The organism is Streptomyces sp. NBC_00162 (assembly GCF_024611995.1).
Lineage (GTDB): Bacteria > Actinomycetota > Actinomycetes > Streptomycetales > Streptomycetaceae > Streptomyces.
On record NZ_CP102509.1, the window covers coordinates 2597231 to 2619621 of the forward strand.

General features: G+C 71.5%; 16 protein-coding genes. All 16 read left to right on the forward strand.

Going from position 1 to position 22391, the window contains the following annotated elements; translation table 11 throughout:
- Window positions 1–11: 11 nt before the first annotated feature.
- The 16 genes from JIW86_RS12265 to JIW86_RS12340 all read left to right on the forward strand — a co-directional run bounded on the left by JIW86_RS12265 (window position 12) and on the right by JIW86_RS12340 (window position 22389).
- Window positions 12–803 (forward strand): thioesterase II family protein, encoded by a 792-nt coding sequence (locus tag JIW86_RS12265; protein WP_257553787.1) that lies wholly within the window; start codon window positions 12–14, stop codon window positions 801–803.
- Between the two features lie 46 nt (window positions 804–849).
- Window positions 850–1743, forward strand: a complete 894-nt coding sequence (locus tag JIW86_RS12270) for an isocitrate lyase/PEP mutase family protein (RefSeq protein WP_257553788.1) — start codon at window positions 850–852, stop codon at window positions 1741–1743.
- On the forward strand, window positions 1740–2702 hold the full coding sequence (locus JIW86_RS12275) for a 3-oxoacyl-ACP synthase (RefSeq protein WP_257553789.1): 963 nt from the start codon (window positions 1740–1742) through the stop codon (window positions 2700–2702). The genes JIW86_RS12270 and JIW86_RS12275 overlap by 4 nt, the downstream gene beginning before the upstream one ends.
- Window positions 2702–4918, forward strand: coding sequence for an iron-containing redox enzyme family protein (locus JIW86_RS12280; protein ID WP_257553790.1), 2217 nt, complete (start codon window positions 2702–2704; stop codon window positions 4916–4918). The genes JIW86_RS12275 and JIW86_RS12280 overlap by 1 nt, the downstream gene beginning before the upstream one ends.
- Window positions 4919–4975: 57 nt before the next feature.
- Window positions 4976–6184 carry an acyl-CoA dehydrogenase family protein gene (locus tag JIW86_RS12285; protein WP_257553791.1) on the forward strand — a complete coding sequence of 403 codons (1209 nt, stop codon included), beginning with the start codon at window positions 4976–4978 and terminating at the stop codon, window positions 6182–6184.
- A 77-nt stretch (window positions 6185–6261) separates the two neighbouring features.
- On the forward strand, window positions 6262–7407 hold the full coding sequence (locus JIW86_RS12290) for a hypothetical protein (RefSeq protein ID WP_257553792.1): 1146 nt from the start codon (window positions 6262–6264) through the stop codon (window positions 7405–7407).
- Between the two features lie 111 nt (window positions 7408–7518).
- On the forward strand, window positions 7519–8610 hold the full coding sequence (locus JIW86_RS12295; RefSeq protein WP_257553793.1) for a saccharopine dehydrogenase: 1092 nt from the start codon (window positions 7519–7521) through the stop codon (window positions 8608–8610).
- Entirely contained in the window at window positions 8600–9796 is a 1197-nt protein-coding gene (locus JIW86_RS12300; RefSeq protein ID WP_257553794.1) for a saccharopine dehydrogenase family protein, read from the forward strand. The genes JIW86_RS12295 and JIW86_RS12300 overlap by 11 nt, the downstream gene beginning before the upstream one ends.
- Window positions 9793–11160 carry an ATP-grasp domain-containing protein gene (locus tag JIW86_RS12305; protein ID WP_257553795.1) on the forward strand — a complete coding sequence of 456 codons (1368 nt, stop codon included), beginning with the start codon at window positions 9793–9795 and terminating at the stop codon, window positions 11158–11160. Before JIW86_RS12300 ends, JIW86_RS12305 begins: the two co-directional genes overlap by 4 nt.
- Entirely contained in the window at window positions 11150–12457 is a 1308-nt protein-coding gene (locus JIW86_RS12310; RefSeq protein WP_257553796.1) for an MFS transporter, read from the forward strand. Before JIW86_RS12305 ends, JIW86_RS12310 begins: the two co-directional genes overlap by 11 nt.
- 89 nt (window positions 12458–12546) lie before the next feature.
- Complete coding sequence (locus JIW86_RS12315) at window positions 12547–13866, forward strand: lysine N(6)-hydroxylase/L-ornithine N(5)-oxygenase family protein (protein ID WP_257553797.1); 1320 nt, start codon at window positions 12547–12549, stop codon at window positions 13864–13866.
- Window positions 13854–14960: an NAD(P)/FAD-dependent oxidoreductase gene (locus tag JIW86_RS12320; protein WP_257553798.1), complete on the forward strand. Its 1107-nt coding sequence runs from the start codon at window positions 13854–13856 to the stop codon at window positions 14958–14960. Before JIW86_RS12315 ends, JIW86_RS12320 begins: the two co-directional genes overlap by 13 nt.
- Entirely contained in the window at window positions 14957–17230 is a 2274-nt protein-coding gene (locus JIW86_RS12325) for a class I tRNA ligase family protein (RefSeq protein WP_257553799.1), read from the forward strand. Before JIW86_RS12320 ends, JIW86_RS12325 begins: the two co-directional genes overlap by 4 nt.
- Window positions 17227–20568 (forward strand): non-ribosomal peptide synthetase, encoded by a 3342-nt coding sequence (locus JIW86_RS12330; protein WP_257553800.1) that lies wholly within the window; start codon window positions 17227–17229, stop codon window positions 20566–20568. The genes JIW86_RS12325 and JIW86_RS12330 overlap by 4 nt, the downstream gene beginning before the upstream one ends.
- Window positions 20565–22103 carry an AMP-binding protein gene (locus JIW86_RS12335; RefSeq protein WP_257553802.1) on the forward strand — a complete coding sequence of 513 codons (1539 nt, stop codon included), beginning with the start codon at window positions 20565–20567 and terminating at the stop codon, window positions 22101–22103. The genes JIW86_RS12330 and JIW86_RS12335 overlap by 4 nt, the downstream gene beginning before the upstream one ends.
- On the forward strand, window positions 22093–22389 hold the full coding sequence (locus JIW86_RS12340) for an acyl carrier protein (protein WP_251064404.1): 297 nt from the start codon (window positions 22093–22095) through the stop codon (window positions 22387–22389). Before JIW86_RS12335 ends, JIW86_RS12340 begins: the two co-directional genes overlap by 11 nt.
- Window positions 22390–22391: the final 2 nt, after the last annotated feature.

The window sequence follows — 22391 nt, forward strand, 5'->3', positions numbered from 1 at the left end:
CGGTCGTTCCAGTGAGCTCTTCCCCCTGGTTCATGTGTGACGGGACGGAATCCGAGCCGGGGCCCGCCGCACGTGTCTACTGCTTCCCGCACGCGGGCGGTAACCCGCGCTCCTTCCTCGGCTGGCAGTCGGACCTGGCGGGCGTGGCCGAGATCGCCGGGCTCTGCCCGCCGGGACGCGGCAACCGCTACCGGGAGCCCGCACTCACCGATGTCGCGGAACTCGCCGACGCGGTGGCGCACGAGATCTCCGCCACCGCCGACCGCCCCTTCGTCCTCTTCGGACACAGCTTCGGCGCGGTGCTCGCTTTCGAGGTCGCACGACGCATCGGTCACCTGCCGGACTTCCGCCACCTGGTCGCCTCCGGCTGCTCCGCCCCCTCCCTGCTGCCCACCCGGCGGGTCGTGGAGGCCGCCCGGCTGGAAGGCCGGGAGTTCACGGAGGCCGTGGGCTTCTTCGGCGGACTGCCGCCGGAGGTCATGGCCGACGAATCCCTGCAGGAGCTGCTCCTGCCGAACCTGCGCGCCGACTTCCGCATGGTCGCCGGGTACGCGTACCGGCCGGCCGCACCCCTGTCCGTACCGGTGACCTTGATCAACGGTACGGACGACCCGCACATCAGCGAGGCCGGGCTGCAGCCCTGGGAACGGGAATGCCTCCGGCCGCCGGCCCGGCACCGGGCCGAGGGCGGCCACTTCTACTTCGACGGCCGCTCCCGGACCGTCACCGACATCCTGCGGTCGCTCCTGCCCGCAGCGCCCGGAGCCGGGCAGCCTGGCGACTGGCACGTCGAACTCATCTGAACGTGCCGGAACCGTACGACACGAGCGCCACAGAGGAACTCCATCCGTGAACCTGCCCGTTGCCCCTTCCGCAGACCCCGTCGATCAGCGCGCCCGTGCCCTCGCCTTCCGCCGGCTCCACCAGGGCACCGAGCCCTTCGTCGTCCCCAACCCGTGGGACGCGGGAACCGCGCGGCTGCTGACCGGACTCGGCTTCGCCGCGCTCGCCACCACCGGTGCGGGGCTCGCCTACCGCCTCGGCCGGCCGGACGGCACGAACCTGGTGGGCAGGCTTGAGATCCTCGCGAACGCCGCGGAGATCGTGGCAGCGACGCATCTGCCGGTCTCCGCCGACCTGGAGAGCGGTTTCGGGGACACCCCGCGGGACGTGGCCGAGACCATTCGGCTCGCCGCCGCAGCGGGCCTGGTCGGAGGCTCGATCGAGGACTCCACGGGCCGGGCCGACGACCCCGTACGTCCCCTGGAGGAAGCCGTGGAACGCGTGGCCGCGGCTGTCGCCGCCGCCCGGGAGCTCGACTTCCCCTTCACCGTGACGGCCCGCGCCGAGAACTTCTTCCAGGGCCGGTCCGACCTGGCGGACACCATCCGCCGACTGCGGGCGTACGAGGCCGCGGGCGCCGATGTCCTCTACGCGCCGGGCCTCCCGGATGCGGAGGCGGTGCGCGCGGTGTGTGCCGCCGTCCGGCGCCCGGTCAACGTCCTGATGGGTTCGCCCGCCCTGCCGCTGTCCGTGGCGGAGCTCGGCGAACTCGGCGCACGACGGATCAGCGTCGGCTCGGCGCTGGCCCGGGCGGCGCTCGGTTCGGTCGTCCGCGCCGCCGAGGAGATCCGTACCCACGGGACCTTCGGCTTCGGGGCGGACGCCCTTCCCTACCCCGAAGCCAACGCGATGATGACACCGGCCCCGTCGGCCGGGCAGGAGAGTGACTCCGCACGGTGAACGCCACCCCCGTCCATCTGTCCGCCCCCCGCTACGTCCTCGGCGAGAACCCGGCCGACCACACGTCCATGGCGAATCTGACCGCGCGCGCCGCCGAGCTGCGCATGCCGGCCAAGGCCTCGCTGTGGGGCTGGGGAACGATCCACCGCACCGGCAAGAACCTGGAGACGCTGGCCGTGGAAAGCGGCCGGGCGACGCTCGCCGCAGCCGGGGCGGAGCCCGGCCAGGTCGACGCCCTGATCCTCTGCTCGACCCGGTTTCCCGGCGGCCCCCGCACCCACGGGGGCTTCGTACAGGCGGTCATGACCGGCCTCGGGCTGGGTGATGCCGCTTTCACCGGCATCACCCTGAACCGCTGCACCAATCTGCTCGTCGGACTGCGCCTGGCACAGGCGCTGGTGGCTTCCGGGCAGCATCACACGGTGCTGGTCGTCACCACCGACCGGATCTCGGACGAGGCGATCCGGATGGAGAACTTCGCCCTGTTCAGCGACGGTTCGGCTGCCTGCCTGGTGAGCGCCCGGCCGTACGGAGATAACGCGTACGAGATCCTCGGCGGGGCCTCCGCCCAGGACCCGCCCTCGCTCGGCTGGTCCAACGAGATCAGCTCGGACCTGGCCCGGGTGGTCAACGACCGGATCCTCACGCCGCTCGATCTGACCCTCAAGGACGTCGACGGCGTACTGCACCCGAACCTCTTCAAGCCGATCGTCGTGCTGAAGGAGCGCCAGGCCGGATTCAGCGCCGGGCAGTTGTTCCTGGACAACATCCCCCGCGTCGGACACTGCTTCGCGGCCGACCCCCTGATCAACCTCGTGGACCGCGCCGAGGCGGGACAACTGCGCGACGGCGGTCACTACCTCCTGGCGTCGAGCGTGCCGGGCGTACGGGTCGGCGTACTCCTGCGCAAACTCTCCGCCGCCCAGCAGCCGACGAGCGACGAAACCCCGGAGTCCTGATGAACGCGCACACCGGATTTCCCCTTCCGGACCTGACCACCTCCCTGCCCCGCGCGGCCTTCCGGTTCAGCCCGAAGGCCGCCGAGGACGCCGCCGCAGTCATCGAGGCCGGACCCGCCGGCATCTTCCGGCAACTCCTCGACGACCAGGAGAGCGAGACGACTCGCCTCGTCGCCCGCCGGACCCTGCACGCCTTCCTGCCCGCGGCCGAGGACGAGGCCCCTGCGGACGCCGACGCGATCGCCGCCCGCGTCCGGCGGGCCCGCACCGCCATCGAACCGGCCCTCGCCGGCCTGCGCGAGCGCGGCCCGCAGACGTACGGCCTCGTCCTGCGCCAGCGCGCACCCCTCATGCTGCTCGCCGGCTGCTGGCTGGACGATGTCTCGCAGACCGCCACCCAACCGTCGGTCATCGTCAACCGGCTCTTCGGCCAGCACTTCTTCTTGCAGGGCGAGGGCACCCCCGAGCGCGGGCTGCTCGCCCGGCGGCGGCGGGCGCTCGCCGAGCTCGAGGTGCACCTGCCCGGGATCGAGACCGCGGACTTCCTGAAGGAGACCGAGGCGCGCCCGCTGACCGCGCTGCACGCCTCCTTCTACCTCGCGCTCTCCCGGCTGCCCGCGTCGTTCCTGCCCGAAGTGGTGGGCGTGCACTACGCCGTGAACGCCCTGGGCGTCGACGATCTGCTGCTGGGTACGGACACTCCCTTCCTGGCCGAGGCCGAGGCCCGTACGCTCCTCGCCGAATACCTCAGGCTGACCGAGAGCTCGCCGACCGGCGCACGGGACCGGGAGCGGATGACCGCCTCGATCGAGCTGGTGCTGCGCCTGGAGCAGGAACACACCGCACTCCTCGGCGAGCTGGCCGACTGGCACGACGGACTGTCCCTGGATGCCAAGGTCGGGCGGATCGTGGCCCGGCACGCGCCGTACGCGGGCCGCCAGCATCGCAGTGTCCGTCTCGGCGACCGGAAGCTGTCGGAGTGGCTCGACGACGAGAACATGGATCTGGCGGCCTTCGTCGGCCAGTTCCGCGAGGCCAGGCAGATGAAGCCCGCCCGCGAGGGCGTGTGCCGGTTCCTGCGGTCCATCAAGTTCGGCGGGCCGATGTTCGGCATCTTCGACGAGCACGAGGCGGCCGTGTTCACCCAGTGGGCGCAGGCCATCGCGGCGGGTGAGCCGGCGGACCTCGACTTCCGGCCGAACACCGCCGGCGACGGCCAGGCCCTGGCCTGGACCGAGGCGCTGCGCGACAGCGACCCGGACGACACGGTCCTCGCCGAGGCCCCGGCCGGCCTGGACGACCGGCAGCTGTTCCACCGCGTGGTCAACATCGAGCAGTTCCCCCACATCCTGGGGACCGCCCGGGACCGGGCCGAAGCCAACCTCGCCGACGCGGAACTGCTGTTCACCCATGGATCGGGCGGCACCCTCACCGATGCCGAGTACTTCGACTACACGCCCGAGGCGCTGATGGCGCGCGTCGACGCGATCTACTGGGACAAGCTGGTGGACCCGTACCAGCCCCTCACCGAGATCCCCGACCGGGACACCGTGATCTTCGAGCAGAGCACCTTCGCCCTCGGCAGCCTGATCGACGGCACCTGGGCCCAGCGCATCGGCAACCTCGGCCGCAACCACCGGCAGAGCGACCACATGCTGTTCTCCATCTACGCCGACGAGATGGGCCGCGGCGACCTCGACAAGAACCACATCACGCTCATCCACCAGGTGCTGGCCAGCATGGACATCCACCTGCCGCACATCCGCCAGGACGAGTTCCTGGAGCAGGGCGATCTACCGGACGGGCTCTACGGGTTCTCCATCCACCAGGTGTGCCTGGCGCTCTTCCCCGACACCCTCTACAACGAGATCCTCGGCTACAACCTGGGCATCGAGATGTTCGGGCTCGGAGCGATGCGGCTCCACGAGATACAGAAGCTGCGCCGCCACAACCTCGACGCGGGCTACGAGCAGGCACACCTGTCGATCGACAATTTCTCCGCCGGGCACGCCCGGCAGTCGGCCGACATCATCGTCTCCTACCTCGACGGCATCCGGCGCAACTCCGGTGAGGAGGCCGTCCAGCGGGAGTGGCGCCGCATCTGGCGCGGCTACGCCTCCTTCGCCTACTTCGTCGAGCACAAGCTGGTCGCTCAGGTCAGTGCCGGGCAACCGGCCGCCACTCCCGCCGAGGAAGATGCCGGCCTGCTCATCTGATGCCTGACGCCTGATGCCGTACCCGCCGATGTCCGCCCCCTCGCACGGAGAACTGCCTTGGAACTCACCAGCGCCTTCGACCAGGAAGTCCTGGCCCTCCCCTTCTACGACGACGGGCACCGCCGCCTCGCGAACGCCATCGGCACCTGGTGCGACGGCCGCGCCCCCCTGTGGAAGGAGGTCCGCCGGCAGGACCCGGAGAAGGCCGGACGGCGTCTGGTACGGGAGCTCGGCGAGGACGGCTGGCTCTCCTTCCTGGACCCTCGGACCGCGCCCGGCGGCCTCCCCGGTGACTTTCGCAGCATCTGCCTGATGCGTGAAGCGCTCGCCTACGCCGAGGACCTGGCCGACTTCTCCTTCTCCATCCAGGCCCTCGCCGCCACGCCGATCATCCGGTACGGCAGCGAGGAGCAGAAGGAGAACTACCTGTCACGGATGGCCGAGGGTTCGCTGATCGGCGCGTTCGCGGTCTCCGAGCGCGAGGCGGGTTCGGACATCGCCTCGGTCGGACTGCAGGCCGAGCGCGACGAGGACGGCGGCTACGTCCTGAACGGGCAGAAGGCGTGGATCGCCAACGCCGGGATCGCGGACGTGTACGTCGTCATCGCCCGCACCGGCGAGGGCCCCGGCCCGCTGGGGCTCACCGCGTTCCTCGTCCCTGCCGGCTCCCGCGGCCTACAGGTCCACGAACGCCTGGACGCGGTCGCCCCGCGCGCCTTCGCCCATCTCTCCTTCGAGAACTGCCGGGTGCCCCGGGAGGCTGTACTGGGCAAGCCGGGCAGGGGTTTCGTCATCGCCATGGACCTGCTGGAGCGGTTCCGGATGACGGTCGGCGCCGCGGCGCTCGGGTTCGCCCGCCGGGCCGCCGACACGGCGCTGGCCCACGCCCGCACCCGCCGGATCGGCAACGAGAAACTGGTCGACCTCCAGCTGACCAAGGCGTCCCTGGCCGAGATGGACGTCCGGCTCAACGCGGCCGCCCTGCTGGTGGCGCGGGCAGGCTGGGAGGCCGACCACGGCAGCAGGCGCTTCGCCCGGCATTCGAGCATCGCCAAGCTGTACGCCACCGAGGAAGCCCAGCACGTCGTCGACTCCGCCGTGCAGTTGCTCGGCGCGGCGGGTGTGGTCGCGGACAGCGTCACCGAGCGCCTGTACCGGCAGATCCGTTCCCTGCGGATATACGAGGGCACCTCGGAGGTCATGCGGCTGACGATCGCGGGCACCCTCGACGCCCGGCGCGCCGCGCTCCCCGCCCGCTATCTCTGACGCACCCTTCCCTCAGCGACGCCACCTCCCCCACCCCAAGGCACCGACATGCCGAACACCCAGCAAGGAGCACACAGGTGACCAACCCGATCGAAGCGGTCAGGCTGGCGGACCCGTACCCCGGCTACGCGGCGCTGGTGGCCGAGCGCCCCTTCGCCTTCGACCCGGCCCTGAACGCCTGGGTCGCGGCGGACGCTGCGGCCGTGCGTGCCGTGCTGGGCTCCGCCGCCCTGCGGGTCCGTCCGGTGGCCGAGCCGGTGCCCGCCGGAATCGTCGGCACCCCCGCCGGTGAGGTGTTCGGGGATCTGGTGCGGATGACCGACGGGGGCCTCCAGCAGCACCTGAAGGGTGTGGTCGTCGAGGCGCTGGGGACCGCCGACCCCGTGCACGCCGCCCGGCTGGCCGCCGATCAGACCCGGACATCTCTCGCGACGGGCGGCGAAGTCCCCTTCGAGGAGCTGATGTTCGCCGTCCCCGCACGGGTCGTGGCGGCCCTGTGCGGGCTCGACGCGGACGGCTCGGCGGAGGCCGCCCGGCTGATCGGCGATTTCGTCCAGTGCATCCCCGCCCTGGCCACCCCGGAGCAGCAGGCGGCGGCGGCGCTTGCCGCGGCCCGGCTCCAGGAGTTGCTCGGCCCCGGTCTCGAACACGCGGGGGCCGCCGGGAACGGGCTGCTCGCCGGGCTCGTACGGGCGGCACAGGAGGCCTCCTGGACCCGGACGGCTCCGCTGCTGGCCAACGCGGTCGGGTTCCTGTCCCAGACGTACGACGCCACGGCCGGGCTGATCGGGAACACGCTGCTCGCGCTGGCCCGGGGTGAGGAGACCCCGAAGACCCCGGCCGCGTGGGAGCGGTTCGTACGGGAGGTGGCCCGGCACGACGCGCCGATCCAGAACACCCGCCGCTTCGCCGCCGAGCCGTTCCGGCACGGTGCTGCCGAGGTCGCGCCGGGCGAGCAGGTGCTGGTGCTGCTCGCCGCCGCCAACCGGGACCCGGCGGTCAACCCCGATCCGCACGCCTTCCGGCCCGGCCGCGAGGCGCCGGTGGTCTTCACCTTCGGCGCCTCCGCCCACCAGTGTCCCGGAGGGAGCCTGGCGGTGGCGATAGCCGGGGCGGTCGTCGGGACGCTGCTGGACTCCGGGTTCGACCCGGCGCGGCTGTCGTCCGGGCCGGCCGAAGTGACGTACCGGCGGCTGGCCAACGCCCGGATCCCGGTGCTGTAGCGGCGCGATCCGCCCGGCTCAGTGAGCACACACAAGGCTACCGCCTGCCCATTTTCACCGAACTTATCGCCGTAAGTCGGCAGTTCTTCTCATGAGGGAGAAAAGGCATCGATGTCGAATAATCCGCACCTTTGGATGCGGGCGGAATCCCGGCCGAGCGAGCGCCGCGCGCCCCTCGTCCCCGAGGATGCCGCGCGCCTGGTGGCCCAGGGCGTCGAGATCACCGTGGAGGAGTCGGCGCAGCGCGCCTTCCCCCTCGACGACTACCTCGCCGCAGGCTGCCACGCAGCCCCGGCGGGCAGCTGGACCGATGCGCCTGGCGGTGCCCACGTCCTGGGCCTCAAGGAGCTCCCTGACGGCCCCGCGGAACTGACCCACCGTCACATCTACTTCGGCCACGCCTACAAGGGACAGACCGGCGCGAGCGAGTTGCTCGCCCGGTTCACGGCGGGCGGCGGCTCGCTCCTCGACCTGGAGTACCTGACCGACGACACCGGCCGGCGGCTGGCGGCCTTCGGCTACTGGGCGGGCTACGTCGGAGCGGCGCTGGCCGTACTGCACCGGCGCGGGCGGCTGCGGACCCCGCTGACCCCGACCGGCCTTGACGCGCTGAACGCCCTGCTGAACGAGCCCGGTGAGAACGGGAGCGCGCTGGTGATCGGCGCCCTCGGCCGCAGCGGCCGCGGCGCGTGCGACGCCCTGGCCAAGGCCGGACTCACCCCCACCCGGTGGGACATCGCGGAGACGGCCACGCTGGACCGCGCGGCCCTGCTCGACCACGACATCCTCGTCAACACCGTCCTGATGAACCGGCCCACGCCGCCGTTCCTGACCCACGCGGACCTCGACGGCCCCCGGCGCCTCTCCGTGGTATCGGACGTCACCTGTGACGTGACCTCGGCGTGCAACGTCCTGCCGGTCTACACCGAACTCACCGACTGGGACCGGCCGGTACGCCGCCTGCGCGAAGGCGACCGGCCGGCCGACCTCATCGCCATCGACAATCTGCCCTCGCTGCTTCCGGTGGAGGCCAGCCGCGCCTTCTCGGCGGAGCTGTGGCCCCTCCTGGCGAACCTGGGCGGGACGGATCCGGTCTGGGCGCGCTGCCTGGGCGTGTTCGAGACCGCCGTCGCCGGGACCGGGACCTCGGACGACGACGACAGCCAGGCCCCTGAAGGCAAGGAGTACGCCGATGCCCGCTGACCGGATATCGCCTGCCCCGGTGCCCGCGAGCGGCACCGTCCACTGGATAGGCACCGGCCTCTCGACCGGCCGCAGCGGCCTCGGGCTGCTGTGCGCACAGGCCGACCGGGTCGTGCTGTGGGACCGTACGGCCGAGCGCGCCGCCGACCGGCTCGCCGCCCTGGACCTGACCGGCCGCGCCGGGGTACGGGCCCTGACGGACGGGGCCCTGGAAGCCGAGGTGGGTGCCGGGGACGTGATCGTGTCGATGCTGCCCGCCGCCGAACACCCGCGGCTGCTGCGCCTCGCCATCGACCGCCGGGCCCACTTCGCCTGCACGAGCTATGTCTCCGAGGAGATCGCCGAGCTCGCGGAGCGTGCCGCCGAGGTAGGCGTCGTGGTGCTGACCGAGGCCGGACTCGACCCGGGAATCGACCACCTGATGGCCCATCTGCTGGTCTCAAGAGCCCGTGAGGCGATCGGGGACACCGCCGAGTCGGTCGACTTCACTTCCTACTGCGGCGGCATCCCGGCCGTTCCCAACGAGTTCCGCTACCGCTTCAGCTGGGCGCCGTACGGCGTACTCGCGGCTCTTGGCTCCGCCGCGCGCCATATCGCCGGGGGCGTCGAGAGCACCGCCCAGCGCCCGTGGGAGGCCACCGCGGCCTACCGCCTGGGCGCCGAGGACTTCGAGGTCTACCCCAACCGCGACAGCGTGCCCTTCGTGTCCCAGTACGCAATCCCCGAAGGCTGGCGTCTGCGTACCTTCGTCCGCGGCACCCTGCGCAACGCCGGCTGGCGCGACGCCTGGGAACCGGTCTTCCGCGTGGTGGGCTCCGGTGACCAGATAGAGGTCCGCCGGCTCGCGAAGGAGCTGGCCGAACGCCACCCGACCACCGAGGCCGACCGCGACCGCGTGGTGCTGTCCGTCGCGCTGGACGTGCGCGCCTCGGACGGGAAGCGCTGGCAGGGCTCGTACCTGATGGACCTGACGGGCGAGCGGTCGGAGAGCGCGATGGCCCGCGCCGTGTCGCTGCCGGTCGCCTACGGAGTCACCCGGCTGCTGGCGGGGGCGCTGCCCCCCGGTCTGCACCGCGCCGGCCAGTCCGGCGAGGAGGCCGCCCCCTGGATGGCGTTCCTGGACTCCAACGGCCTGGGCAGCGCGTTCGCCGAAACCGTCCCCACCCCTCGAGGAGCCGACGCATGACCACCGCAACTGACCCCGAACCCGCTGTGGAGGCCGGTTCCGAGGCCGCGCCCGAGGCCTTCGTCCTCACCGGTGCCTTCTGGGTCGTGTGCCGTAACCCCCGCTACCTGGCGGAGCTTGCCGCGCGGGGCCTGAAGATCCTGCTCATCACTCCGGCGGGCTACCGTGAGGCCGCGGAAGCCGCCCGCAAGGACCCGGAGCACCCGGCGTCCCTCCTCGACGGCATCGCCTTCGTGGACGGCTCCCTCGACCAGGAGGGATCGTTCCTGCCGGGGTTCATCGCCCGCGCCCGCGTCTGGAGGCAGCAGTACACGATCGTCGGGGCGTACGCGGTCGGCGAGACACTGGTGGAGCCGACCGGCCTGCTGGGCGACGCGCTCGGCCTGCGGGGCCCAGGACTGCGGGCGACCCGCGCCTGCCGCAGCAAGTACCTGCAGCGCTGGTACCTGGACGAGTTCAGCCCTGCCTCCCTGGTGATCCCGCCGGGGGAGCGCGAGGACACCGCCCTCGACGGGCTGCCGTACCCGGTGGTGGCCAAGCCCGCCACCCGCCACTCCAGTTCGGGTGTGGTGACCGTCGCGGACGCGGCGGAGCTGCGGGCCGAGCTGGCCGGCTACCCCGAGTACGAGACCCTGCTGGTCGAGCAGAAGATCGAGGGCCACGAGTACTCGGTCGAGAGCCTGGTGCAGGGCGGCGAGATCGTCTTCGCCTCGGTCACGAGCAAGGAGACCACCGAGTCGGACGCCCGCTCCTTCGTGGAACTGTCCCACTCGGTCCCGAGCGCCCGCCCCGGCGTGGACGACGGACTGCTGGACGCCAACCGGCGGTTGCTGCAGACCCTCGGCTTCCGTGACGGCATCGCCCACGCCGAGTGGCGGACGGGCGTGGACGGGCGGCCTTACCTGATGGAGGTCGCCGCCCGGACGCCGGGTGACGGTCTGCTCGCGCTGTACCACCTGGCCACCGGCCGGCCCCTGGAGCCCGAGATCGTCAAGATCGCGCTGGGCGAGCCCGCCGACTACCCGGCGCCGCGCCGCTGGACCCGCCAGGTCTACCTGGACCACACACCCGGCACCCTGGAGAACGTCTCCGTCGACTGGCCGGGGATCACCCCCGTCTGGGTCGGCGAGGGCGGGATCTGGCCGGAGATCACCCCGGGCGCCGCCGGCGAGCCGGCCGCGCTGCGCGCGGTACTGGTGCTGAAGGAGAAGGGGGCCGAGCTGACCCCGCTGGCCAGCTCCGACGACCGGGCGGTCACCTTCCTCATCGACGCCCCCTCCGCCGGAGAGCTGGACGACCTGGAGCGCCGGGTCCGCGCCGCGGTGACGCTGACCGTGGGGACGGTGGACGGACATGGCCTCTGACACCGTCACCGAGACTGCGGACGCCGGCACCGGCGAGGAGGAGAAGGCGCGACGGGCCACCGTCTGGGGCACCTTCCGCGAGGCCCCGCTCCCGGTGAAGACCGTCCTCGCCGGGGTCCTGGTCAACCGCCTCAGCGGCTTCCTCCAGGTCTTCCTCGTCCTGTTCCTCACCGCCAAGGGCTACTCCGACGGCAGCACCGTCCTGGCCCTCGGCGTCTACGGGGCGGGTGCCGTCGCCGGCTCGCTGATCGGCGGCACCCTGGCGGACCGGATGGGCGTACGCAACGCCACGGTCGTCTCGATGGGCAGCACCAGCGTGCTCACCGCCGCTCTGCTCTACGTGCCGAGCTTCCCGGCGCTGCTCGCCGCGATCGCCCTGGTGAGCCTCGGCTCGCAGCTCTTCCGGCCGGCTTCGGCGACACTGCTGGCCGAACTGACCGCCGAGAACCGGCAGGTCATGATCTTCGCGATGTACCGTTTCGGCCTCAACCTGGGCGCGACGGCCGCACCGCTGGTCGGCTTCGCCCTCTACAACGCGGGCGGCCACGGGTACACCCTGCTGTTCTGGGGCGAGGCCGTGATCGCCCTGGTGTACGCGGTGTTCGCGTGGGCGACACTGCCGGCCCGGGTCGGTGCCGCCCCGGCCGGTGCCGCGGCGGACCCGGACGGGGCGCCGGGCGGCTACGCGGCGGTGATCCGTGACCGGCGGTACCTGCTGTACCTGATCGCTGCCTTCTGCCACGCGGCCGTGTACATGCAGTACCTGTCCACTTTGCCGCTGTACATGAAGGACGAGGGGCTGGCGCTCTTCTGGTACACCTTCGCCGTCTCCCTCAACGGGTTCATCGTCATCGCCTTCGAGCTGCTGCTCACCAAGCTCTCGCAGGAGTGGCCGCTGAAGGTGACGATCGGTCTGGGATTCGCCCTGGTCGGTGCCGGCGTGGCCTTCTACGGTCTGCCCATCGGACCCGCCGCCGTGATCGTCGGCACGCTCATCTGGTCGATCGGCGAGATCGTCGGCGGCCCGGCGGTGTTCGCCTATCCGGCGACCGCGGGCCCGGCGCGGCTGCGCTCCCGGTACATCGGCAGCTTCCAGTTCATGTTCGGTCTGGGCACCGCCGTGGGTCCGATGATCGGCAGCTGGCTCTTCCTCCGGCTGGACGGTCTCGTCTGGCCCGTGGTGGCCATGGGGTCGCTGCTGGCGACGGTCTTCGGGCTGATCGCCGTACGCCGTCCCGAACCTTCGCCCGCCAGGACGGCGAGTCCGGCGCAGGCCCCGTCCCCCGCGCAGGTGTGAGCCGCATTGACCCCCACCACCGCACCTACCGCCCTCATCAGCACGACTCGGCCGGTCAGCCACCGGCACGCCTCGAAGGAGAGGACCGTATGAACACCAATCACGTCCGTCCCGAGTCCGACCACTACCGCTGCATCGGCATCGGAGTGGGCCCCGCGAACCTGAGCCTGGCATCACTGCTCCACGGTCGCCCGGAGGTGAACAACCTCTTCATCGACCGGAAGGAAGCCTTCGGCTGGCACGACAACCAGCAGATACCCGGCGCCACCCTGCAGGTCTCGATGTTCAAGGACCTGGTCAGCCTCGCCGACCCGCAGAGCCCCTTCTCCTTCCTGTCCTACCTGCACGACCAGGGCCGGGTGTACCACTTCCTCAACGCCCAGTTCGCCGACGTACCGCGCCTGGAGTTCCGCAACTACCTGGCCTGGGCCTCCCGGCGCAACCCGAACGTCGTCTTCGGCGAGACGGTGCAGGAGGTCGGCTTCGACGAGGTCTTCACCCTGCGCACCGACCGTCGCACGGTGACGGCCGACAACATCGTCGTCGGCGTGGGCAACCAGCCCTGGGTCCCGCCGCAGGGCACGCTCGGTGCCACCCAGTTCCACGTCAACGACTACGTCGAGGCGGCCCGGAACCTGGGCGGCAAAAGGGTCGTCGTGGTCGGCGGCGGACAGTCCGGCGCCGAGGCGTTCCTGGACCTGATCTCCCGGTCCGGCACTGAAATGCCGCGCCGCGTCTCCTGGATCTCGCGCCGCCGCAACTACTTCCCGATCGACGACTCACCCTTCACCAACGACTACTACATGCCGTCCCACTCGGACTACTTCTACGGCCTGGGCCCGGAGGCCCGCGCCACCTTCAACGCCCAGCACGTCCTCAGCAGCGACGGCATCTCGGAGTCCACGCTGCGCGACGTCTACCAGGCCGTCTACGTCCACCGCTTCGTGGAGGGCAACAGCGACCTCGTCGGGCTGCACCCGAACCGCGACGTCGTCGCGGTCGAGGAGAGCCCCGTCGGAGGCTGGGACCTGACCGTCCGGCACAACGACGAACCCGGCGCCCCCGCCGAGCACTTCGACGCCGACGTCGTCGTCTGGGCAACCGGCTTCCGGCCGGCCCGGATGGACTTCCTCGCACCGATCGCGGACCGGCTGGAGCGCGACGGGGACGAGCTGCGCATCGACGAGGACTTCGCGGTGCGCTGGGACGGCCCGGCCGACCGCAGCATCTTCGTCCAGAACGCCGCGCGCGGGCAGCGCGGCCTGGCCGACCCCAACCTCAGCCTGAACGCCTGGCGCAGCCGGCGCATCGCGGACAGGCTGTGCGGGGTCCGTACCGACGAGCAGCTGGCGTCCTTCATCGAGTGGTCCGCCAAGTCCCCCGAGGCGAGCGCCGCATGGAGCGCGTGACGATCCCGCCGCGGCAGCGGCAGGACCCGGCGGCGTACGACGTGGCGGTGGTCGGCGGCGGTGTCCTCGGCCTCAGCATCGCCCAGGAGTTCCTCTCCCGGGAGCCGCAGGCACGCGTGGTGGTCCTGGAGCGGGACGCGGTCGGCAGCGGTGCCACCCGCCGCTCGGCGGGTCTGCACTTCCCGCGTGGCTCCTCGCACCGGATCCGCGAGATGGCGGCCCTCAGCCAGGAGCGCTACGCGGCGCTCAAGGCGGCCCGCCCCGAACTGCCGATCCACAGCCTGGACATGACGGTGGTGGCACCTGCTTCGGCACAGGCGCGGCTGGAGGAGACCTACCTGCCGCAGGCGCGGCTGCGGCCCGTCCGGGAAGTGGCCGGCAAGACGGCCCTGCTGCCGGAGGGCACCGCCGCCTGGGAGGGCGACGGCTGCCAGTACGCGGACGTCCAGGCCCTCACCCAGCAGCTGGCACGCGATCTGCGCCGGACCGTGGAGTTCCGCGAGGGGGTCGAGGTCACCGCGGTGACACCCGGCGCCGACTCGGTGGAGCTCTCCCTGAGCACGGGCGTCCCGCTCCACGCCGGACAGGTGGTCCTGGCGCCTGGTCCCTGGCTCGCGGCCCCCGCGTGGAAGGATCTCGTATCCCCGCTCGGAGCCCGGGTGAAGAAGATCGTGGCCCTGCACATCGAGGTCCCGCCCTCCGTGGGCGACCGGGCGGTGGTCTTCCAGGACGAGGACGCCTTCCTGCTGCCGTACCACGAGCGCGGGCACTGGCTGTTCAGCTACACCTGCCAGGAATGGGATGTCGATCCGGACACCGTCGCGACGAGCCTGACCCCCGCCGACCGGGACGCGGCCCTCGCCGTCCTGGCCCGCTACGCACCCCACTTGATCGAGCACTGCGTCTCCGGGCGCGTCTTCTGCGACGCGTACGGCCCTGACTTCGAGCCGCTCGTCCGCCCGCTCACGGCCGACGGCCGAGTGGTGTTCGCGGGCGCCGCCAGTGGCTCCGGGTACCGGCTGGCCCCTGCCATCGCGGCGGAGACCGCGCATCTGCTCTTCACTCCGTCCCCCGGAAAGGACGACGTTTCGTGATCATCAACACCTATGACGACACCGTGCTCAGCGAGGCCTTCGGCATCGACATGAGCGATATCCATGGTCTGGGTGTCGGCGCCGGCTGGGGCCGGGTCTCTCCCGGCACCAGCTCCAACAGCCACCAGCACGACGAGACCGAGTTCTTCGTGATCGTCAGCGGACGGGGCGAGTTCGTCGTCGACGGCGAGCGCCACCCGGCCGCTCCCGGCACGGTCGTCCTCTTCGAGCCGTTCGAGTCCCACGTCCTGGAGAACATCGGGGACACCGACCTGGTCTTCCTCACCCAGTACTGGCGGGACGCCGGGCGCGCCCTGGCCTCGGCGCTCAGCGCCGAGCGCAAGGACTTCGGCGATCGCCCCGTGTTCGTCTTCTCCACACCGCCCACCCCCAACGGCGACCTGCACCTCGGCCATCTCTCCGGCCCCTACCTCGGCGCCGATGTCTACGTCCGCCACCAGCGGCTGATCGGCACCAAGGCCTGGCACCTGACCGGCAGCGACGACTACCAGAGCTATGTGGTCGCCGCGGCCGCCGCCGACGGCGTCGAGCCCGCCGAGGCCGCCGCCCACTACAGCGCCGAGATAGCCAAGACGCTCGAGCTGATGGACATCTCGCTCGACCAGTACACGGTCACCGACACCGCCCCGGAATACCGGTCCGGTCTGCAGGACTTCTTCTCCCGTACGGTCGCCTCGGGCCGGGTCACGGTCACCGAGGCCGACGCCCTGTTCGACGCCTCGAGCGGCCGGTACCTCTACGAGGTGGACGTCAAGGGCGACTGCCCCGGCTGCGGTTCGGGCGCCGGCGGCAACATCTGCGAGCAGTGCGGCGAGCCCAATGTCGTCACCGACCTGACCGACCCGGTCTCCGCCCTCTCCCCCGCCACTCCGCGCCGCGGCCCGGTCTCCCGCTGGTCGCTGCCGCTGCACGAGTTCCGCGAGGACCTCGACGCCCACCACCGCCTGGGCCGGGTCCCGGCCAGGCTGCGCGAGCTCACCGACCGCCTCTTCCGCCGCCCGAGCCTCGACATCCCGGTCAGCCACCCCTCCTCCTGGGGCGTTCCCCCGGCCGAGAAGGACCTGGACGGACAGGTCATCTGGGTGTGGCCCGAGATGTCCTACGGCTTCCTCTACGGCATCCAGGCCCTCGGCGCCCGCCTCGGAGAGAACTGGAAGGCCGCCGAGCCGGAGCAGGACTGGAAGGTCGTCCACTTCTTCGGCTACGACAACAGCTTCTACCACTCGGTGCTCTACCCGGCCCTGTACAAGCTGGCCTTCCCCAACTGGGCGCCGGACATCGACTACCACGTCAACGAGTTCTACCTGCTGGAGGGCCAGAAGTTCTCCACCAGCCGCCGGCACGCCATCTGGGGCAAGGAGATCCTCGGCCCGGACTCGGTCGACGCCGTCCGCTACTTCCTGTCCCGCACCCGCCCCGAGGCCGAGCGGACCAACTTCCAGCGTGCCGCGTACGAGGCGACCCTCGAAGACACCCTGATCGGCACCTGGCAGGCCTGGCTGAACGACCTCGGATCCCGGGTCGCCAAGCACTACGGCGGCGCAGCCCCCGACGCCGGTACCTGGACGCCGGAGCACTCCGCCTTCCTCGGCCGCCTCGGCAACCGCCTCGACGCCGTCTCCGCCAGCCTCGGTTCCGAGGGCTTCTCCCTCAACGAGGCCGCCGCCGAGCTCGACGGCATCGTCAACGACACCGTGCGGTTCTCCCGCAAGGAGGGCCTGCTCGCCGAGACCGCCGGCTGGGAGAGCGAAGCACGTACCGCCGTGGCCCTCGAACTGGCCGCGGCCCGGCTGCTCGCCCAGGTCGCCGCCCCGGTCATGCCCCGCTTCGCCGCCCGCGTGGCCGAGGCGATCTCGCTGCCTGCCCCCACCGCGTGGCCGCGTACGGTCGAACTCGTCGCCCCGGGCAGTGAGATCCGCCTGGCCGACGCCGTCTTCTTCGTCCCGACCGGCCGGCCGGCGCCCGGCGCCACCGCCGGCTTGCGCCTGGCCGACTGGCTGAGCGAGCTCGTACGGACCCTGCTGCAGCTGCCCGCCGGCCAAGAGGTCGCCGCACACGGCCTGAACGCTCTCGGCACCAGTTCACTGCAGGCCGTCACGCTGCAGTACCAGATCCTCGAGGCACTCGACGTGGACGTCACCCTCGAGGAGCTGCTCGACGCCGAGGACGTCTCCGCCCTCGCCGCCCTCGTGGAGGAGCGCGCCGAGGACACCGCCGTCACCGAGCTGGTCGGGGCGGAGGCCCGATGAGCTTCCGCGACGTACTGCGTGAGATCGAGAGCCGCGGCCTGTTCCTGGAACTGTCCGGCAGCGACCTGCGTTTGCGGGGCGGCCGGGAGAACATGGAACCGGACTTCATCGCGCGGATCAAGGACGTGAAGGAAGACCTGATCTCCCATCTCCTCGACGAGGAGAAGAACGGTCCGGGGTTCCCGCTCACCACCCTGCAGCGCGCCTATCTGCTGGGCCGCAGCGGCATCTTCGAAATCGGTGACGTGGCCAGCCACGTCTACCACGAGATCGAGGGCTTCTGGGATGTGGACCGGCTGGAGAAGGCGCTGGCGGCCGTCATCGACGCCCACAGCGCGCTGCGTTCGCGCTTCTGCGCCGACGACCGGCAGGTCACCGAGAACAGCTGGTCCCGGCTGCGGATCCCCCGCCTCGACCTGCGGTCCAAGAGCCCCGGGGAGCAGAGCCGGATCCGCGGCGAGCTGCGCGCGGAGCGTTCGCACCGGGTGCTCCCCGCCGACCGGGCGCCGCTGCTCGCCGTCGAGGTGACGGTCCTCGCCGACGACCGGATGGTGCTGCACGTCAGCCACGACGGGCTGGTCATGGACGGGATCAGCATGTTCCTGTTCTTCCGCGCCTGGTGGCGGGAGTACCAGGGGGCCGGCTCCGGCGCCCTGGAGGAGCTGCCGTACGAGGACTACGTGACGGCCGTGGAGGCCGGGCGGGACCGGGCCCCCTTCCGCCGCTCGCGTGACTACTGGCTCGCCCGTGTCGACGAGCTCGCCCCGCACCCCGACCTGCCCTTGCGCACCAGTCCCGCGGCGCTGTCCTCGTCCCGGTTCTCCCAGCGCCAGGTGCGCCTTGGCCGGGAGGCGTGGGCAACGCTCAAGGAACGGGCCGCCGACGCCGGCCTGACCCCGTCGGCCGTGCTGCTCGCGGCGTACGCGGAGACCCTGGCCACCTGGGGCGCCGGAGCCCGGTTCACGATCAACACCACGGTCGCCAACCGCCCGCCCATCCACCCCCGCGTGTTCGAGGCCATCGGCAACTTCTCGGACACTCTGCTGGTCGAGGCGGAGGTGGACCGGAGCCTCACCTTCGTGGAGCGGGCCCGCGTCCTGCAGACCCGGCTGCGCAAGGACCTGGACCACCGGCACTTCTCCGGCGGCCAGGTCATGCAGGAACTGGCGCGCCGCCGCGGCGGCGTGGCGGGCGCCCGGATGCCCTTCACCTTCAACAGCGCGATCGGCCACGGCAACACCGAGGCCGACGGCTCGGCCCTGGAACTGTTCGGCCCGGAGGTCTTCACCGTCTCCCAGACCCCGCAGGTCTGGCTGAACGCCTTCGCGATGGAGCAGCACGGCGGACTCGTCGTCCAGCTCGACGGCATCGACGAGCTGTTCCCGGAGGGGCTGCTGGACGCTTTCACCCACGGCTACCGGACCCTGCTGGAGGAGCTGACCGATCCGGGCTCCTGGCAGCGCACCTCCTTCGGCCTGCTGCCCGAGGCGCAGCTCGAGCGGCGCCGCGAGGCCAACGACACGCAGGTCCCGCTGCCGTCGGCCATGCTCGGCGACACGTTTGTGGAGCAGGCCCTGCGGACCCCGGACGCGGCCGCGATCCTCACCTCCCGCCGCGAGGTCGGCTACGGCGAGCTGCTGCACCGAGCCGCCGCCGCGGCGCGCTGGCTGCGCGAGGGCGGCGTCGGCCGGGACGAGCTCGTCGGCCTGGTGATGCACCGCGGTCCCGAGCAGATCGTCGGCATCCTCGCCACCGTCCTGGCCGGAGCGGCGTACCTGCCCGTGGACGCGGGCCTGCCCGCCGAGCGGCAGGAGTACATGCTGCGCGACGGCCGGGTGCGCCGGGTCCTCACCAACGCCGGCTGGCAGGACACCGGTGGCGAGCGGGAGGTCATGCGCCTCGACATCACCGACGCGGACACCGGCAGCGGCCGGGCCGACGCCACGCCCGAGGTCCCCGCCCGGCTGCCCGGCTCGGACCCCGATGACCTCGCCTACGTGCTCTACACCTCCGGCACCACCGGCGCGCCCAAGGGCGTCATGGTCACCCACCGCAACGTCGCCAATGTCGTCGCCGACTGCCACGAACGTTTCGGCATCGTCCCCGCCGACCGTTTCTTCGCCATCAGCGCCTTCAACTTCGACCTGTCGGTGTGGGACGTGTTCGGCGCCCTCTCGGCGGGTGCGGCCCTGGTCATGCCCGACCGGGACAAGGCCGTGGACCCGGCGCACTGGCTGGACCTGTGCGAGAGCGCGGGGGTGACGGTGTGGAACTCCGTTCCCGCCATAGTCGGCCTGCTGCACGACCAGGCGGTCGCGGACGCGGTGGTCCCGCCTGCGCTGCGCCTGGTGATGATGAGCGGCGACCGTATCCCGCCGGCCCTGCCAGCCGCGCTGCGCACGCTCAAGGCCGACCTCGACGTGGTCTCCCTGGGCGGCCCCACCGAGACGACGATCTGGAACATCCTGCACCCGGTCGGTCCGGAGGAGGACGGCAGCGAGTCCATCCCCTACGGACGCCCGAACGCCAACAACCGCGCCTACATCCTCGACCGGGACGGCCTGGACGCTCCGGACTGGGTGACCGGCGAGATCTGCGCGGCGGGCACCGGCCTGGCCCGCGGGTACTGGGGCGACGAAGAGCGCACCGCCGAGCGGTTCTTCCACGACGCCGCGCGCGGCGAACGGATGTACCGCACCGGCGACCTGGGCCGGATGCTGCCCGACGGAAACATCTCGATCCTGGGCCGCAGCGACTTCCAGATCAAGGTCAACGGCTACCGCATCGAGGCCGGTGAGGTCGAGACGCGCCTGGTCGCCGTCCCCGGCGTCGCCCAGGCCGTGGTCGCGGGCCAGGCAGGCGCCCAGGGCGCCCGGCTGGTGGCCCATCTGGTGGCGGCCGGCGAAGGCCGCCCCACCGACACCGAGCTGCGCGACGCGCTGCGCCGTGATCTGCCCGACTACATGGTGCCCACCGCCGTGGTCTGGCACGCGGAGCTGCCGCTCACCGGGAACGGCAAGGTGGACCGCAGCAAGCTGGCCACGGCGGCCGTCGCGGCGGCGGCCCCCGCGCAGGAGAACCGCAGCGGCGGTGAGCCCACCACGCAGACCGAGAAGACCCTCGTCTCGATGTGGACGACGGTGCTGCGCGGCAGGCAGGTCGGCATCCATGACAGCCTCGGCTCACTGGGCGGCAACTCCATCGCCGCCGCGCGCATCCTGACCGCCGTGCGCAAGCAGTTCGGGATCACCGTCCCGCTCGACGCGTTCGCCGAGATGGACTGCGTCCACGCACTGGCCGCGGCTCTCGACGAGCAGCAGGCGGGGACGTCGCGATGACCACGACCATGACCTCGGTGATCAACCGGATCGTCTCCACCGCTCCGTCCGGCGGCACGATCTCCTTCGCCCGCCTGGACGGTACGGAGACCATCGGCCTGCCGGAGCTGTACGAGCGCGCCGGGCGGCTCGCCGGACACCTGCGGGACCGGGGTGTCGGGCCGGGCGACCGGATCGGCATCCTGGCCGCGAACAGCCTGGAGTGGGTGCTGCTGGACCTGGCGGCGCTGCGGCTGAAGGCGCAGACCGCCGGGTTCGAGCCCGGCAAGTTCGACCCTGCGGACGATCTGGCCGGACGCTACGGCCTGACCATGCTCTTCACGGACCGGCCCACGGACACCCACCGGTCCATGCCGATGAGCGAGGTTCGCGCACTCTCCGAGCCGGCCGTGCGGCCGGACGAGGCGGCCGCCCCGGCGCCCTTGACGTGGGCCCCCCGGGACGTGACCACCATCAAGTTCACCTCCGGCAGCACCGGAACTCCCAAGGGGCTCGGCGCGACGGCCGGCAGCATCGACAGCTCGCTCGCGGCGGTGCAGGAGATCTTCGGCCACGTGCCGGGTGACGACCTGTTCGTCTTCCTGCCGCTGTCGCTGCTCCAACAGCGCTACTGGGTCTACTCGGCACTCGCCCACGGCCACGACGTCACGATCAGCACCTACGAGGCGGCGTTCGCGGCACTGCGCCGGGTCAAGCCGACCGTGGTCATGGGCGTGCCGGCCTTCTACGAGACGGCCAAGCGCCAGGTCGAGTCCCGCGTACGGCGCTCGGGCGGCACGGCGACCGCTGGCGACGCGGCCCGCCACCTGTTCGGCGACCGCATCCGCTACCTGTGGACCGGTTCCGCACCGGCTGACGCGGCGATGCTGCGCTTCTTCACGGATGCCGGACTGCCCATCTACGAGGGCTACGGGCTCAACGAGACCTGCATCGTCGCGAAGAACCATCCGGGCGCGACCCGTGAGGGCAGCGTGGGACGCGTACTGCCGGGCAAGCAGGTGCTGCTCGACGAGGACGGGGTGGTCAGCGTCCGCAGCGAACATCCGGTCGGCTACGGCTACACCTACGCCAAACCGGGTGACTCCGAGCGCGTCTTCGACTCGGACGGCACGGTGCGAACCGGCGACCTCGGCTACATCGACGACGACGGATTCCTCTTCATCAGGGGCCGGGCCGATGACGTCATCGTCCTGGACAACGGAAAAAAGATCATCGTCAGGCCGCTCGAAGAGCACATGCGGACCAGTCCGGCCATCGCCGAATGCGTCCTGTTCTGCCCCACCCAAACAGACCTGGTCGCGGTCGTCTCGCCGGCGGCGCTGCCCGCCGACCCGGACGCCGTCCTCGCCCAGCTCGCCCTGACCAACGCCGCATTCGGCAGGGACGAGCAGATCAGCCGGGTCGTCATAGCCGACGAGCCGTTCAGCATCGGCAACGACCTGCTCACCTCGCAGTACAAGCCGAAACGACCCCGGATCCTGGCCGCCTACCGGACCAGCCTCCACGACAGCAAGGCAGGCATTCATGCACCCTGACACCGCCATCGACACGGCGATCCGCCCCGCCATCGAGAACGCGGCCCGCGAGGCCCTCTCCGCCGTCCTCGACCCGGAGGTCCCCCCGGAGGAGCTGGACCTCGACGCGGACATGGCCGGCTCCTACAGCCTGACCTCCCTCAACAAGGTTCTCTTCCTGACCGAGGTGTGCGACGCGACCGACGTCGACCTCGCCAACTTCACCGAGCACGACCTCGCCGACATGCTCACCCTGCGCAGCGTCATCGAGTCCCTCACCCGGCACACCGACAACAAGGCGGTCTGAAT

Bases quoted from the DNA above. Each gene is read 5' to 3' on its own strand.
- JIW86_RS12280 (WP_257553790.1), top strand. From the start codon at position 2,702: ATGAACGCGCACACCGGATTTCCCCTTCCGGACCTGACCACCTCCCTG.
- JIW86_RS12295 (WP_257553793.1), top strand. From the start codon at position 7,519: ATGTCGAATAATCCGCACCTTTGGATGCGGGCGGAATCCCGGCCGAGC.
- JIW86_RS12300 (WP_257553794.1), top strand. From the start codon at position 8,600: ATGCCCGCTGACCGGATATCGCCTGCCCCGGTGCCCGCGAGCGGCACC.
- JIW86_RS12305 (WP_257553795.1), top strand. From the start codon at position 9,793: ATGACCACCGCAACTGACCCCGAACCCGCTGTGGAGGCCGGTTCCGAG.
- JIW86_RS12310 (WP_257553796.1), top strand. From the start codon at position 11,150: ATGGCCTCTGACACCGTCACCGAGACTGCGGACGCCGGCACCGGCGAG.
- JIW86_RS12315 (WP_257553797.1), top strand. From the start codon at position 12,547: ATGAACACCAATCACGTCCGTCCCGAGTCCGACCACTACCGCTGCATC.
- JIW86_RS12320 (WP_257553798.1), top strand. From the start codon at position 13,854: ATGGAGCGCGTGACGATCCCGCCGCGGCAGCGGCAGGACCCGGCGGCG.
- JIW86_RS12330 (WP_257553800.1), top strand. From the start codon at position 17,227: ATGAGCTTCCGCGACGTACTGCGTGAGATCGAGAGCCGCGGCCTGTTC.
- JIW86_RS12335 (WP_257553802.1), top strand. From the start codon at position 20,565: ATGACCACGACCATGACCTCGGTGATCAACCGGATCGTCTCCACCGCT.
- JIW86_RS12340 (WP_251064404.1), top strand. From the start codon at position 22,093: ATGCACCCTGACACCGCCATCGACACGGCGATCCGCCCCGCCATCGAG.